Annotated in this window: 11 protein-coding genes; 3 read left to right on the top strand and 8 right to left on the bottom strand. The window is 55.6% G+C overall.

Going from position 1 to position 14,918, the window contains the following annotated elements; all coding sequences use genetic code 11:
- Positions 1-58: 58 nt before the first annotated feature.
- The 7 genes from hprK to JCR24_RS12540 form a co-directional block, all read right to left on the bottom strand.
- Positions 59-994: an HPr(Ser) kinase/phosphatase gene (hprK, locus tag JCR24_RS12570; protein ID WP_011232552.1), complete on the bottom strand. Its 936-nt coding sequence runs from the start codon at positions 992-994 to the stop codon at positions 59-61.
- A 248-nt stretch (positions 995-1,242) separates the two neighbouring features.
- Positions 1,243-1,605: a phage holin family protein gene (locus JCR24_RS12565; RefSeq protein ID WP_238980744.1), complete on the bottom strand. Its 363-nt coding sequence runs from the start codon at positions 1,603-1,605 to the stop codon at positions 1,243-1,245.
- 123 nt (positions 1,606-1,728) lie between these two features.
- On the bottom strand, positions 1,729-2,055 hold the full coding sequence (locus tag JCR24_RS12560) for a magnetosome magnetite crystal formation protein family (protein ID WP_011232554.1): 327 nt from the start codon (positions 2,053-2,055) through the stop codon (positions 1,729-1,731).
- Positions 2,056-2,183: 128 nt separating this feature from the next.
- Positions 2,184-5,042 carry an excinuclease ABC subunit UvrA gene (gene uvrA / locus JCR24_RS12555; protein ID WP_238980753.1) on the bottom strand — a complete coding sequence of 953 codons (2,859 nt, stop codon included), beginning with the start codon at positions 5,040-5,042 and terminating at the stop codon, positions 2,184-2,186.
- Positions 5,043-5,058: 16 nt separating this feature from the next.
- Entirely contained in the window at positions 5,059-7,035 is a 1,977-nt protein-coding gene (gene uvrB, locus JCR24_RS12550) for an excinuclease ABC subunit UvrB (RefSeq protein WP_238980743.1), read from the bottom strand.
- 249 nt (positions 7,036-7,284) lie between these two features.
- The gene (locus tag JCR24_RS12545) at positions 7,285-7,509 is read right to left on the bottom strand and encodes a CsbA family protein (protein WP_013146398.1); all 225 of its coding nucleotides are present in this window, start codon (positions 7,507-7,509) and stop codon (positions 7,285-7,287) included.
- Between the two features lie 13 nt (positions 7,510-7,522).
- Positions 7,523-8,695 (bottom strand): PDZ domain-containing protein, encoded by a 1,173-nt coding sequence (locus tag JCR24_RS12540; RefSeq protein ID WP_238980742.1) that lies wholly within the window; start codon positions 8,693-8,695, stop codon positions 7,523-7,525.
- Between the two features lie 218 nt (positions 8,696-8,913).
- On the opposite strand from JCR24_RS12540, the gene JCR24_RS12535 reads away from it, so the two are divergent.
- From JCR24_RS12535 to JCR24_RS12525, 3 genes are all read left to right on the top strand, one after another.
- On the top strand, positions 8,914-9,456 hold the full coding sequence (locus tag JCR24_RS12535; protein WP_015375808.1) for a MerR family transcriptional regulator: 543 nt from the start codon (positions 8,914-8,916) through the stop codon (positions 9,454-9,456).
- Between the two features lie 402 nt (positions 9,457-9,858).
- The gene (locus JCR24_RS12530) at positions 9,859-11,532 is read left to right on the top strand and encodes a DUF6044 family protein (protein ID WP_238980741.1); all 1,674 of its coding nucleotides are present in this window, start codon (positions 9,859-9,861) and stop codon (positions 11,530-11,532) included.
- 17 nt (positions 11,533-11,549) lie between these two features.
- On the top strand, positions 11,550-12,542 hold the full coding sequence (locus JCR24_RS12525) for a glycosyltransferase family 2 protein (protein WP_238980740.1): 993 nt from the start codon (positions 11,550-11,552) through the stop codon (positions 12,540-12,542).
- A 644-nt stretch (positions 12,543-13,186) separates the two neighbouring features.
- Here the strand turns inward: JCR24_RS12525 and JCR24_RS12520 are convergent.
- A complete protein-coding gene (locus JCR24_RS12520; protein WP_013146403.1) occupies positions 13,187-14,635 on the bottom strand; it encodes a S41 family peptidase in 1,449 nt (482 codons plus the stop codon).
- Between the last annotated feature and the right edge of the window lie 283 nt (positions 14,636-14,918).

Raw genomic sequence — 14,918 nt, 5'->3', positions numbered from 1 at the left:
GTTTCCACCTCCTATGCTCCATGCCCAAACGAGATCCATTCCTTTGACGCAAGAAACATCAGTCGTAATCGTGCGCGCCGTCTTCGATGGCGTCGCTCAATCGCGCCGAAAACTCCTCAGCCGCGTTGACCCCGAGCCGCTTCAGCCGGAAGTTCATCGCCGCCACTTCGACGATGACCGCCAAGTTGCGCCCTGGGCGGACCGGAATCGTTAATTTCGGCAATTCGGTATCCAAAATTTTCACTTTCTCTTCTTCCAACCCGAGCCGATCGTACTGCTTCTCCGGATCCCAAAGCTCCAAGTCGACGACGAGCGAAATGCGCTTATGCGTCCGCACCGCCCCGGCGCCGAACAGCGTCATCATATTAATAATGCCGAGGCCGCGAATTTCAAGCAGATGCTCGATCAGCTCCGGCGCGCTGCCGACGAGCGTATCTTCATCTTCTTGGCGGATTTCCACACAGTCGTCGGCGACCAACCGATGGCCGCGTTTGACGAGCTCCAGCGCCGTTTCGCTTTTGCCGACGCCGCTTTTGCCCGTGATCAACACCCCGACGCCGTACACATCGACAAGCACCCCGTGCACCGCGGTGGTGGGGGCGAGCTTGCTTTCCAAATAGTTTGTCAATCGGCTTGACAGGCGGGTCGTTTTCATCGTCGAGCGCATGACCGGCACCGACTGGCGCTCAGACGCTTCGATCAGCTCCGGCGGCACTTCCAATCCACGCGAGACGATGATCCCTGGCGTAATGTCGGTGCAAAGCCGTTCCATCCGCGACTTTTTTTCTTCCGGCGTCAACGTTTCATAAAACGACAGCTCCGTCCGTCCGAGCAACTGCAGACGCTCCGCCGGGTAATAGGCGAAATAGCCGGCCATTTCAATCCCCGGCCGCGACAAATCGCTTGTCGTAATCGGGCGGTAAATGCCCTCCGCGCCGCTGACGAGCTCGAGCTGGAACTGTTCAATGATGTCTTTCGTCCGCACTTTTGGCATACGTCGCCTTTCTCCCCTTTCTTCATCTTTTTCCATTGTAACACGTTTCGTTCCGCCATTGAATGGAAAACATCGGGGAAAACAAAACAGGGACGGCTCCCCCCGTCCCGATCAAGCCAAACACATCAAACCGAAACGATCTTCACCGCATCGTTTCTCCCATTGCAACCCCTTGCCGCATTCGCCATCTTTTCACACGATCACGGAAAACCATGGCGCCACCGGCCTTCCAATGGATCACGCCCCCGTTACGACCGGTTGCGCAGCGGCTCGATAATCGCTTTTTGCACGAGCAGGTGGAAAAACGACAAGACGATCGAGGCGAGCAGCGCCGTGCCAAAGCCGCCGATTTGAAACGCATCGCCCATCAGCCCTGCAGTCATCATGAGCGTGATGGCGTTAATGACAAACAAAAACAAACCGAGCGTCAACACTGTCACCGGCAGCGTCAACAAGATGAGCACAGGGCGAACGACGGCGTTGAGCACCGCCAAAATCACGCTCGCCAAAAACGCCGCGCCAATGCCGCTGAAGTGAATATCGTCAAAATAGCCGTCAATCGCCATGAGCAGCACCGTATTGATCAACACACCGATCAGCCAATTGAGCATCCCATCACCATCTTTATTCGAGTCTCGCGCCCGCCGGCCAATGCCTTCTTACAGGCTCCATGCGGCGCTGTGCGCCTCTGTTTCGCTGTTCGGGCGACATCGCCGGCAAACGGACGCTTTCTCTTATTTTAACACTTGAATCCCTTTTATGACATTCCAAACGATGACAACGAGATTCACCGCCCCAGCAACGAGGAACCCAAGCCAGACGAGCCCGCCGCCAAAAAGAAGCGATTCCTCGCCCCAATGGCCGAACAGCACCGGCGACGCGGCCAACGCAATGAACAAGAGGATCGTAACGGCCGGAATCAAATGCGACACGAGCGACCGCTTCGCATGGCGTTTGACTTCAAGATCTTCGACAACAAAATAGACGACAATCGGCAAAATGAACGGCGCAAAAAAGACGCTGAAATAACAAAGCGCGGATAACACTTTGTTCGTCGACAATCGGCAATCCCCTTTCCAAGTTTCCTTTACCTGTATATACGACGGCCGCTAGGAAAAGTTTCCTGCCGACGGCAAAAAAAGGCGGCGGCCGCCGGTGTCCCAAGCGGCGGACAAAGCCGCAAAGGCCTTTACGCCTTCACCGCTTCATATTGCGCCTGCATGCGCGCCCGGTCGCGCTCGAGAATCGGTTTTAAGTAGCGGCCGGTGTGCGACTCCTCCACCTCGGCCACCTCTTCCGGCGTGCCGACAGCGACGATTTGTCCGCCTCGGTCGCCGCCTTCCGGACCTAAGTCAATGATATAGTCCGCGGTTTTGATGACGTCCAAGTTATGTTCAATGACAAGCACGGTATCGCCGTTGTCGACGAGCCGGTGGAGCACATCAAGCAGCCGGGCGATGTCATCGACATGAAGCCCGGTCGTCGGCTCGTCCAAAATGTAGAGCGTCCGGCCGTTGGAGCGGCGGTGAAGCTCAGCGGCGAGCTTGACACGCTGCGCCTCGCCGCCCGAGAGCGTCGTCGCCGGCTGGCCGAGCTTCATATAACCGAGCCCGACGTCATAGAGCGTCTCGAGCTTGCGTTTGATTTTCGGGATCGAGGCGAAAAAGTCGAGCGCATCTTCGACCGTCATGTCGAGCACCTCGGCGATGTTTTTTCCTTTATACGTCACCTCGAGCGTCTCGCGGTTGTACCGTTTGCCGTGGCACACTTCGCACGGGACGTACACGTCCGGCAAAAAGTGCATCTCAATTTTGATGATGCCATCGCCATGGCACGCCTCGCAGCGCCCGCCTTTGACATTGAAGCTGAACCGCCCTTTTTTGTAGCCGCGCACTTTCGCTTCGTTCGTCGAGGCAAACACGTCGCGGATGTCGTCAAACACCCCGGTGTACGTCGCCGGGTTCGAGCGTGGCGTGCGGCCGATCGGCGACTGGTCGATGTCAATGACTTTATCGAGATGCTCCAGCCCGCGGATGTCGCGATGTTCGCCCGGTTTCGCCTTCGCCCGGTGCAGCTTTTGCGCCAGCGCCTTATACAACACTTCGTTCACGAGCGTGCTTTTGCCCGAGCCCGACACCCCGGTGACAGCGACAAACGTGCCGAGCGGGATTTTCACCGATACGTTTTTCAAGTTATGCTCGCGCGCGCCGACGACCTCAAGCCAACGTCCGTCCGGACGGCGACGCTCGGCCGGAATCGGGATGAATTTTTTCCCCGATAAATACTGGCCGGTGAGCGAGTTCGGGTCGTTCATCACTTCTTCCGGCGTGCCGGCGGCGACGACCTCGCCGCCGTGGATGCCCGCCCCCGGACCAATGTCAATCAAATAGTCCGCGGCCAGCATGGTATCCTCGTCGTGCTCCACCACAATGAGCGTATTGCCGAGGTCGCGCATGCTTTTCAACGTCGCGATCAGCCGGTCGTTGTCGCGCTGATGAAGCCCGATCGACGGCTCGTCGAGCACGTACAGCACCCCCGTCAGCCGCGAGCCGATTTGCGTCGCCAAGCGGATGCGCTGCGCCTCGCCGCCGGAGAGCGTTCCTGCCGAGCGGCTGAGCGTCAAATAGTCGAGGCCGACGTTTTGCAAAAAGCCGAGCCGGTCGCGAATTTCACGCAAAATAAGGCGGGCGATTTGCGCTTCTTTTTCGGTCAGCTCGAGCCCGTCAAAAAAGGCGAGCGCCTCGGTCACCGACATGGCGGTGACCTCGCCGATATGCTTGCCGCCGACAAGGACGGCCAGGCTTTCTTTTTTCAGCCGGTAGCCTTGGCATGTCGGACATGGTTGTTCCGCCATATACTTTTCCATCTGCTCGCGGATGTAGTCCGAGCTCGTCTCGCGATAGCGGCGTTCGACGTTCGGAATGACGCCTTCAAATGCGATGTATTGTTCGCGCACTTGTCCGAAATCATTCGTATAGCGGAAATAAATCGGCTCTCCGCCGCTGCCGTACAAAATTTTATCGAGCTGCTCTTTCGGCAAATCTCTGACCGGCACGTCCATCGGGATGCCGTAATGGCGGCACACGGCTTCGAGCAGCTGCGGGTAATATTGCGAGCTTTGCGGCTCCCACGGAGCGATGGCGTGTTCTTTTAACGTCAGCTCATCGTTCGGGATGACCAAATCGAGATCCACTTCGAGCTTCGCCCCGAGCCCGTCGCAGTCCGGGCAGGCGCCGAATGGACTGTTGAACGAAAACAGACGCGGTTCAAGCTCCCCGATCGAAAAGCCGCAGTACGGACAAGCGTGCTTTTCGCTGAACAAGAGCTCCCCCTTGCCGATCACGTCAACGACCACTTTGCCGTCGGCGAGCTTCAGCGCCGTCTCAAGCGAATCGGCAAGCCTGGCGGCGATGCCGTCTTTGATGATGATGCGGTCGACGACGACATCAATCGAATGTTTTTTGTTTTTTTCCAGCTCAATGTCCTCCGTCAACTCGCGCATCTCGCCGTCAATGCGGACGCGCACATACCCTTGTTTGCGAATATCCTCCAATGTCTTGGCGTGCGTCCCTTTTTTTCCCGAGACGATCGGCGCCAAAATTTGCATTTTCGTCCGCTCCGGGTAAGCGAGCAGCCGGTCGACCATTTGCTCGATCGTCTGCGATTGGATTTCAATGCCGTGCGTCGGGCAAATGGGGCGGCCGATGCGGGCGAACAGCAGCCGTAAATAATCGTAAATTTCCGTCACCGTGCCGACGGTTGAGCGCGGGTTGCGGCTCGTCGTTTTTTGATCGATCGAAATGGCCGGCGACAACCCTTCAATCGCATCGACGTCCGGTTTTTCCATCTGCCCTAAAAACTGGCGGGCATACGCCGACAGCGATTCGACGTAGCGGCGCTGGCCTTCCGCGTAAATCGTATCAAACGCCAGCGACGACTTCCCCGACCCGGACAGCCCGGTCAAGACGACGAGCTTGCCGCGCGGAATTTCGACGTCAATGTTTTTCAAGTTGTGGGCGCGCGCCCCTTTGACAATGATTTTATCCATTCCGTTCACCCGGCCATCACCCTTCCGCTTTCAATTCGAAAATAATATCGCGCAGTTGGGCGGCCCGCTCGAAGTCGAGCGCTTTGGCCGCCTCTTTCATTTCCGCTTCGAGCGTTCGAATCAGCTCTTCCCGCTCTTGTTTCGTCATCGTCGCCGCTGGCTTCGCCTCGTACGTCTCCGTCTCTTCCGCCGCATACGTCGCGCGGATGACGTCGCGAATCTCCTTTTTCACCGTGCGCGGCACGATGCCGTGCTTTCGGTTGTACTCTTCTTGAATCGCGCGGCGCCGCTTCGTCTCTTGAATGGCGATTTCCATCGATTTCGTCACTGTATCGGCGTACATGATCACATGGCCGTTCGCGTTGCGCGCCGCCCGGCCGATCGTCTGGATGAGCGAGCGCTCCGAGCGCAAAAACCCTTCTTTGTCGGCGTCCAAAATGGCGACAAGCGACACTTCTGGGATGTCGAGCCCTTCGCGAAGCAAGTTGATGCCGACCAGTACATCGTATTTGCCGAGCCGCAAATCGCGGATGATTTCAATGCGCTCGAGCGTCTTAATTTCCGAATGCAAATACGCCACCTTGATCCCCGCTTCTTTCAAATAATCGGTCAAATCCTCCGCCATCTTTTTCGTCAGCGTCGTCACCAACGTCCGCTCGTTCCGCTCGACGCGCTCATGAATTTCGCCGATCAAATCGTCGATTTGCCCTTTCGTCGGGCGGACGTCGATCGTTGGGTCGAGAAGCCCGGTCGGGCGGATGATTTGTTCGACAACGCCCGGGCTGTGTTCAAGCTCGTACGGCCCTGGCGTCGCCGAGACGTAAATAATTTGATTGATTTTTTGCTCGAACTCTTCAAACGTGAGCGGCCGGTTGTCAAGCGCCGACGGCAGACGGAAGCCGTGGTCGACGAGCACTTGCTTGCGCGCCCGGTCGCCGTTGTACATGCCGCGCAACTGCGGCAAGGTGACGTGCGACTCATCAACGATGATCAAAAAATCGTCCGGAAAATAGTCAAGCAAGGTGTACGGCGTCGAGCCCGGCGGCCGCAGCGCCAAATGGCGCGAGTAGTTTTCGATGCCGGAACAAAAGCCCATCTCGCGCATCATTTCAAGATCATAGCGCGTCCGCTGCTCGAGCCGCTGCGCCTCCAAGAGCTTCCCTTGCGCACGCAGTTCGGCGAGCCGCTCCTCGAGCTCTTGTTCGATGTTTTGAATGGCGAGCCGCATTTTCTCCTCGCGCGTGACAAAGTGCGATGCCGGGAAAATAGCGACATGCTCACGCTCGCCGAGCACCTCGCCGGTCAAGGCGTCCACCTCGCGGATGCGGTCGATTTCATCGCCGAAAAATTCGACGCGAATGCAATGTTCATCGCGCGACGCGGGGAAAATTTCGACGACATCGCCGCGGACGCGGAACGTGCCGCGGCGAAAATCGATGTCATTGCGGTCGTATTGGATGTCAACGAGCCTCCGCAGCAACGCGTTGCGCTCGATTTCCATCCCGACGCGCAATGAAACGACGAGCTCCCGGTATTCTTCCGGCGACCCTAAACCGTAAATGCACGACACGCTCGCAACGATAATCACGTCCCGGCGCTCAAACAAGGCTGATGTCGCCGAGTGCCGCAATTTGTCGATTTCATCGTTGATTTTCGCGTCTTTTTCAATGTACGTATCCGTCTGCGGCACATACGCTTCCGGCTGATAGTAATCGTAATAGCTGACAAAATATTCGACGGCGTTGTGCGGGAAAAACTCTTTCAGCTCGCTGTACAATTGGCCAGCGAGCGTTTTGTTGTGGGCGATGACAAGCGTCGGTTTGTTGACTTGGGCGATCACGTTCGAGATCGTAAACGTTTTGCCCGTCCCCGTCGCCCCAAGCAGCGTTTGATGCTTCACCCCGCGGCGCAGGCCGTCAACGAGCTTGGCGATCGCCTGCGGCTGATCGCCTTGCGGTTCGTATGGCGACACTAATTGAAAACGGCCCTCCACCGTTTCGCCTCCTCCTTCGTACCATCTTTCCCCATTGTATCACATCGTGATGATCCATGCATCAAAAATGCGAACTCATATTCGTACCAACCCACTCAGTGTTTTCCATCGCTTCGCACCGAAAAACGCGAAAAAGCGGACCCATTCATGCCCAAGGTCCGCGTTTTCGCTCTGTTCCGTTTCGACAATCCGAGGTTCAGCCGACGATGCCTTTTTCCAAAAACAGACGGTTGAACCGACAACGCCGCTTCATTTTTGCTTCAGATGGTCGAGCATGCGGCCGGCCCAAAGAAAGCCGGCGATCGTCGATGCAATGTCAGCAACGATTTCATGCAGCTCGTCCGTATAGCCTTTCAAGTAGGAAGCGACAAGCAGCGCCGTCGTCAACAGCACAGCGATGTACCGATTGTACGTCACCCGCGCAAACAACAGCACCAATAGGCACGGAATGATGAGTGCCGCCAAAAACCACATGATCCATTCTCCTTTACGAAACAGCTTCAGACGCTGATGCGTTCCGATCACGGACGAACAGCAGCCCGAGTTCATGATGCTCATCCTCATAGAGCGCCCCTTGGACGAAACGGACTTCGCCGTTATGTCCGACGACATCCAACTTGCAGAACGCGCGGTTGCGTTGGAGCGCCTCGTAAAACTCGGTTTCACTCCGCACCGGGGCGCCGTTTGTTTTGATGATGACTTCCCCGATCGAAAGCCCCATTTTTTCCGCTTTCGAGCCGGGAAGCACGCCGACAATCACCAAGCCGTGCGGATGGCGGGCAAAGCGGGGCGGGCGGGCGCGGTCGGCGCGATGCCCGGAAAACGCGATCCATTCGCGGCCGATGATGGCCATAGCCCCCGCCGCCACCGCCAGCGGTGGATACCATATACCGGAAGCAGCCAATAGGGCGACAACGAACGCCAGCCGAACAACAAGCCGCCCCTCCGTATGCGCCGCTTCCGCCGGCAGCATGTGCTGGCGGCGCTGGGAAAAGCCGAGAAGAAACGGCACGAGCCAAAATGAATAGCCGTCTCCCGTCGAAACGAGCGGCCACCAGGAAGCCGGAGGCAGCGCGCCGCCTGATACAGGCAACACAACCGGCACAAACCAAAGACGCTGCGTCCATTGCAGGCCGACCGTCATCCCCCGCTTGCTTTTCGCAAGCTGCGGCGAGGCCGCCTCGTTTCGCGTGCGAATGATGAGCCATCCTTCCGAAAGCAAAAGCAACGCAAGCCACACCGCCAAAGCCGGCGCCGCCGCCATGCCATCGGGAAGCCAGCGGGACAACGCGCTGCTTCGCTCCGCCAAACCGAACACGAGAAGCGCGCCGCCAACTGGATAAGCAGGCGACAACAACCGCGCTTCCATCGTCAAACTCAAGAGCACCGTCAGCACCGTCACCGCCCAAACCGCTTCCTGCGGCACCGCGATCCCGATGCCGACGGCCGCCGCCGACAACATCGCTCCAGCCATCCATCCCTTCGTCCAAAGCCCGCGCCACTCTTGCCATAGACTGTAGACGCGCACATGAAAATCGCGGCGCTCCCGCTTCACCCGCCGCCAACCGACGGCCAAAGCGAGCGCGGCGCCATAATAAAGAAGCGGCTGCCGCCAAACCGACGAGACGCCCTCAAGCCATTCCAGCCACCATGTTGCCATCCGCTTCACCCCTTGCGTCGTTCATCATTCTTTATCTTCTATTCTACCAAATGGCATGACCAATTCCCATGCCCACAGCCATCTTTTTTCGCCAATGGCGAATCTTCGCTGTTTTCCACTTTCTTTGCCGAATCAACACTAGTTTTGTCGGCTGGGAAGGATTTTCAAAGATGCAGAGGAAAAAGGATAAACAAGACGAAACAAGGAGGAGTGAAACGATGGAATTGAAAACGTCCGACGTCGCTGCTCGCCTTGGTGTATCGCCGAAAACGATCCAGCGCTGGGTGCGCAAATACGACATTCCGTTGCGGAGAAACGAGGCCGGCCACTACTTGTTTGATGAAAAAACGGTCGCCTTGCTCGAACGTGTCAAATTTGAACAAGGCGCCGCCATGGAAGCGCCGCCAGAAGCAACACCCGAAGCACCGCCGGCCTCTAGCCGTTCTTCCACAACGCCGCCAAACGTTCCCATTCACGCTCTGTTCCAAGAATATATCGAACCGGAAATGGACCGCGTCTCCTCGCGTTTGGATGAACTCGAGCAACAATTGGAACAAAAAGCGGATGATGTCGTCTCCATTCAACTGTTGCATCACCGTCAAGAAATGGAGGAAATCGCCGCCCGCCTCGCCGTGCTGGAGCAAACGGTCGCCCGTCTTGAACAGCAGTTGAACACCCGGCCCCCATCCCCGCATGAACCGCCGAAAGAAGCGAAACGAAAACGGCGCGGCTTTAGGCGCGTGATGGGGCTGTTTGCCTGACGGGTTTCATGCAGGTTGGACCGAAAAGATCGTCGCCCTTTCAAGAAAAGATGATCGATCATTTTGTGAAGGTGTTTCACGCGTATATGATGGTGGTCATAAACGGTGCACCATTGGGCGTTGGGACACTTTCTTTTTTTATGGCTGTTCACCCTAAAGTTGTCCTGGACGGTTTCCAATTATGTCTTACTCACGCGCATAAAGAAAAATCAGTCCATCCATGTTTGAGCTATATAGCGGATCCAAAAACGCCTTGCTTGTCAAGTACGTGTTGTGGTGATAAGCCTTTTTGTTTTTCTTCTTCACTACTTCTTTACGATTTTTTTATTCTCTTTTAATCGCAGCGGTTTATAATGGATCATGTTGTGCAATCTTCCCGTATGGGAAAGGAGGGCGCGCGAGATGGAACAAAGAGAACGAAAAGCGGTCGCCATCGCGTTCATCGTATTGGCTCTCTACCTTTCTCCGCTGTACATGTTAGGCGAACACGCCCATATTCGCGTGCACGACAATATGGATTCGAACATCGCTTGGTATCGCGTGCTCGTTCGCAGCGGCCAACTGTTCGGCCCAATCGATGCCGTCATTCCGCAAGTGATCAACGGCTTACCGCGCAACGCCTTCGGCACCGAATTCAGCGGCATCGTGTGGCTGCACGCTTTGTTCCCCTCCATGGTGGCATACGCGCTCAGCCAGACGATCACGAGGGTATTCGCCTTTTTGGGTATGTATTGGCTGCTCAGGCGCCACTTTTTGCCTTCACCGGAATCATGGCTCATTCGCGTCGGGGCGGCGCTTGCTTTTGCGCTGACACCGTTTTGGCCGTCCGGCATGTTAAGCACGCTCGGCATGCCGCTGGCGCTTTGGGCGTTTCTGTCGATCCGCAACGGAGAAGCGACATGGAAAGAATGGCTGGCGATCATCTTGCTTCCGTTTTACGCCAGCTTTGTGCTCGGATTTTTCTTTTTCCTCGCCGCGATGGCGGCGGTGTGGCTGTTTGACGGCGTTGTCCGCAAGCAGTGGAACAAGCGGTTTTTCGCCGCGATCGCCCTGATGACAAGCTTGTTTTTGGCCATCGAGTACCGCCTCGTGTACTCGCTTGTCTTCAGCGGCGAACCGACGAGCCGGAACGAGTTCCTCTCCTCGCGGCTCAGCTTCGTCCACTGCCTTCGGTTGACGTTGAAAAACTATGTGCTCGGCCATACGCATGTGATGACCGTCCATGGGCCGATCATCTTGCCGGTGCTTTGGGCGGCGTTTTTTCTCGTTTTGCGCCGCCGTCAGCGCGGGCCATTGGAGCGGCGCTTCCTTTTGCTGTTTTGGTTGAACATCGCCTTATCGGCTTGGTATGCGTTTTGGTTTTACAAAGGGTGGCAGCCGCTGAAAGAACGGATTTCCCTTTTGAATACGTTCAATTTCGCCCGCTTCCATTTTTTGCGGCCGATGGTCATTTACGTCGATTTTGCCTTGGCCTTGCAAATCTTAGCCAAGGAACGGACCGCATGGCGGCGCCTCGTGCCGATCGCCTTGGCGCTGCAGCTGCTTTTGCTTGGCGGGTTTAACGAGGAAATCCGCTATCGCCTCGCTGGCACGCCGTCGTTCGAGCAGTTTTATTCCGAACATTTATTTACCAAAATCAAGCAATACATCGGCAAGCCGGTATCGTCCTACCGCGTCGCCAGCGTTGGGCTTCACCCGGCCATCGCTCAATACAACGGGTTTTATACGCTCGATACGTACAACAATTTTTACCCGTTATCGTATAAGCGGAAGTTTCGCCGCATCATCGCCAAGGAATTGGACAAAAACCCGGTGCTGAAAGACTATTTCGACCATTGGGGCAACCGCGTCTATTTGTTCTCGGCAGAGCTCGGAAAACATTATATGTTCACGAAACGATCGCATAAAGTCATCCATCATTTCGAGATCAACACAAAGGCATTCAAACAGCTTGGCGGCAAGTACATTTTTTCCTCCGTCCCGATCATGAACGCCCGCGACATCCATCTCCGCTTCTTGCGGGCGTTCACCGATCGACAGTCAGTATGGAAAATTTATGTATACGAAGTGGAGTGAAGGGAGGCAAGAAACACATGGTGGACAAACCATTGTTGGCCATCGTCGTCCCATGCTACAACGAAGAAGACGTGTTGCCGGAAACGATCCGGCGGCTGACCGCTTTGCTTGAGCAGCTGCTCGAAGAAGGAGCGGTCGCCATCGGCAGCCATATCGTTTTTGTCGACGACGGCAGCCGCGACCGGACATGGGCGCTCATTGAAGAAGAAAGCGAGCGCAACCCGTTTGTCTCCGGTGTGAAACTTGCTCGCAACGTCGGCCATCAGCGGGCGCTGCTCGCTGGGCTCGAAACCGTTCGGGCATACGCCGATTGTGCCGTGTCCATTGACGCCGATTTGCAAGATGATGTGGAGGCAATCCGCGAATTTGTGCAAAAATACCGCGAAGGGTATGACATCGTGTATGGCGTGCGGCGGAGCCGAAAGACAGACACGTGGTTCAAGCGTACGACCGCCCAAGCCTTTTATCGGTTCATGAGGGCCATCGGAATCGAGCTGATTTACAACCACGCCGATTTCCGTCTGATGAGCAAGCGGGCGCTCGATGAACTGAGCCGTTACACGGAAGTCAATCTCTTTTTGCGCGGGTTGGTTCCGCTCGTCGGCTTCCGCTCGACGTGCGTCTTTTACGACCGGCATGAGCGGTGGGCTGGACAGTCGAAATACCCACTCAAAAAGATGCTCGCCTTCGCCTTTGACGGCATCACGTCCTTAAGCGTCGCACCGATTCGCGCCATTACGCTCATCGGTTTTTTGGCCTTTCTCGCGAGCGGTGCGGCCGGGCTGTACGCCCTCATCAGCAAACTTCTCGGGCACGCCGAATCAGGCTGGACGTCGCTCATGATTTCCGTTTGGTTCATCGGCGGGCTGGTGCTCATGAGCCTCGGCCTCATCGGGGAATACATCGGCAAAATTTATCAAGAGGTGAAACGGCGGCCCCGGTTTGCGGTCGAAAAAACCGTGCAGCTGCCGCTTCCATCAGAAAGGGAGAAAACACCAGCCCGCCTGTAGGAAGGCATAGGTGATCCAAAACCGAAAAGGTCGGACGGATCAATCGGATCCGCTTGAACATCTCCTGCTTTCACTTGCGGCCTGGCAGCAGCCTCCTTCGATTCGATATAGATGCAACGAAAAAGTTTAACATATCCTTGATGGAAAAGTCGCTTGTCCATTTTTCGACTGTCGAAGGCAAGCCACAGGCTTGCCTCCGTCACGCCAAGGCGTGACGGAAGACCCGAACAACCACCCGCTTCACAGACCCATACATGGGTCTGAAAGCGGCGTTGTTCGGTCGCCCGACAGTCGATCAAATGCTCGGTAAAAGCTACAAATGTTAAAGCTTCAAATTGCATCTATATAGATGCAACGAAGAAGTTTAATATATCCTTGACGGAAAAGTGGTTTGTCCATTTTCGACTGTCGAAGGCAAGCCTGTGGCTTGGAAGACCGAACAACGACTCGCTTCACAGACCCATTCATGGGTCTGGAAGCGGCGTTGTTCGGTCACTCGACAGTCGGATGCAATCACTGGTAAAAACGAAAAATGGTAAAGCTTTAAATTGCATCTATAGAGATGATAAAAAGAAAGGGTGTCCCAGAAGGATCGGGACACCCTTTCTGATTACCATATATAGCATCAATCGCCCTCGGCTCGCTTACGACGGAAACAACACGCCAAGCGCTTTTTTCAGCTGCACATCATGGTTCGGATCGCGGACGGCTTCCATGATTTTCGTTTGCAGCACATCCGCCGTCGTCTCATCGATTCGTCCCGTAACCGGCAGCTGATTCGCTTTTTGGAACGCTTGAACGGCTTGTTCGGTTTCTTTGCTGAAGTAGCCGTCCGTGCGGCCCGGGTTGAAGCCAAGCCCTTTGAGCATTTTTTGCGCATTGGCGATTTGCTCGTCGTTCATGTCATACCGAAGCGGTTTTTCCACATGAAGCGGAGCGACGTGGAAATAATCCGGCTGCGCCACCGCGACATCCGGCTTGATCCCTTTTTTATGGATCCAATGCCCGTCCGGCGTCAGCCATTTGTACAGCGTCAATTTGATGTTGCTGCCGTCGCCCATCGGGATCGCCTGCTGCACCGTCCCTTTGCCGAACGTTGCCTCGCCGACCAGCTTGTAGCCGCCCGCTTCCTTCATCGCTCCCGCCAAAATTTCCGACGCGGATGCGCTTCCTTTGTCGATGAGCACAACGATCGGGTATGGCTTTTTCGCCGTTAAATCGGAATAAAACTTTTGCCGATCGCCATCGCGTTCTTCAATTTGTACATATGGTTTGCCTTTCGGGATGAGCTGTTTCAAAATTTCCTCAACGCTTTGCAAATAGCCGCCCGGATTGCCGCGCACATCGATGATCAAGCCATCAATATGTTCGGCCTCAAGCTTCGCCAATTTCTTTTTAAAATCGGCGGCCGTGTTTTCCGAAAACGACGTAATTTGCAAATAGCCCGCCTTTTTGCCGTTGTATGTTTTGATCGAGTCATACACCGTCTGAATCGGAATTTCGTCGCGGACGACTTTGACTTTCATCACGTTTTTGACGCCGGGGCGCAAAATGTCAAGCTCCACCGTTGTTCCTTTCTTGCCGCGGATTTTCAATACCGCTTCATATAAATCAAGCCCTTCCAGGCTTTCTCCGTTGACGCGCAAAATTTGATCGTTCGGCTTCAGACCCGCTTTTTCCGCCGGCGAGTTTTTGATCGGAGCCACGATCGTCACCTTGCCGTCGATCATGCTCACTTCGGCGCCGATCCCCTCAAACGATGAGTCGAGCGACTCGTTGAACTGCTCCGTCGTTTCCGCATCCATGTAGACGGAATACGGGTCATGGAGCGTGTTGATCATACCTTGAATGGCGCCTTCCGTCAGTTTTTCTTCATCCACTTTCTCCACGTACCGATTCTTAATGAGCTCATACGCTTGCCGGATTTTTTTCATCTCTTCGCTGTCGTTCGTCGACTTGGACGGCTCATTCGAAACAATCGTCGAAAGCGAGCCTTCCATCGGGCGGTCCGCCAACTGAAGGCCAGCGTACGTCCCTCCCGCCCCAATGAGCATCGATATGGCCATCAATGCGGCCGTCGTCGATTTTTTCACGTTGCTTCCTCCTCACCCTATGCTTGACCTTCCCCACCGCTTGCTGCGGTGCGAGAAGGGGGCTTTCTCCTCGCTCCTCCGTCAGTGAAGCAAATGAACATCCCTTCCGCCCCAACGCTGACGGCTTTTGCAAAACACGAAAAGGAAAAGCACCGCCTCACGCCGTGCCATGCCTTTATCTTCATCATATGTTGGGCTTGTACCGAGTATGCTAGTGCGTTGCCCATCCTTTACTAGTTTACACGCTCCTTGTTGATTTCTCAACTCATACAGAGCGGAAAAA

Source organism: Geobacillus sp. YHL (genome assembly GCF_022341265.1).
GTDB classification, from domain to species: Bacteria; Bacillota; Bacilli; order Bacillales; family Anoxybacillaceae; genus Geobacillus; species Geobacillus thermoleovorans.
Note: the sequence above shows the minus strand (reverse complement) of the source record. Positions and strands in the feature narration are given on the sequence as shown.